The organism is Rossellomorea aquimaris (genome assembly GCF_000935355.1).
Classification (GTDB): domain Bacteria; phylum Bacillota; class Bacilli; order Bacillales; family Bacillaceae_B; genus Rossellomorea; species Rossellomorea aquimaris_B.
Genome location: NZ_JXZC01000038.1, coordinates 1 through 538 on the forward strand (window position 1 = coordinate 1; position 538 = coordinate 538).

The 538-nt window shown below is 46.8% G+C and carries 4 tRNA genes; all 4 read right to left on the reverse strand.

Annotated features, from left to right (window positions below):
* Positions 1-116: 116 nt before the first annotated feature.
* Positions 117-190, reverse strand: a tRNA-Met gene (locus tag TV75_RS20975).
* A gap of 30 nt (positions 191-220) precedes the next feature.
* Positions 221-313 (reverse strand) — tRNA-Ser (locus TV75_RS20980).
* Positions 314-321: 8 nt separating this feature from the next.
* Positions 322-395: transfer RNA gene (locus TV75_RS20985), tRNA-Ile, on the reverse strand.
* Positions 396-424: 29 nt separating this feature from the next.
* Positions 425-498, reverse strand: a tRNA-Met gene (locus TV75_RS20990).
* Positions 499-538 lie beyond the last annotated feature (40 nt).

Below are 538 nucleotides of genomic sequence, written 5' to 3' on the forward strand. Positions count from 1 at the left end.
TTTTTTGCGTCAGCAAAATAACTTTCATTTACCTTGACGTTAGTCAAAATAACTATCCATACGTGACTCAAACAGGATTATTGATAACCCTTTATAAAAACGAGTCAAAAATGGTATTGCGGGGACAGGATTTGAACCTGCGACCTTCGGGTTATGAGCCCGACGAGCTACCGAACTGCTCCACCCCGCGACGATATGTATTTTACCATAAAAGGAAATATGGAGGAGGAAGGGGGATTCGAACCCCCGCGGGCTGTTACACCCCTGTCGGTTTTCAAGACCGATCCCTTCAGCCGGACTTGGGTATTCCTCCGTGTATAATGGACCCTGTAGGACTCGAACCTACGACCGGACGGTTATGAGCCGTCTGCTCTAACCAACTGAGCTAAGGGTCCTTATAAATCGTGTATCATGTATTTAGTAATAGCGGCGGAGGGGATCGAACCCCCGACCTCACGGGTATGAACCGTACGCTCTAGCCAGCTGAGCTACACCGCCACGAAATATTCATATCAAGAATGTTTTTTTACTATCGTAA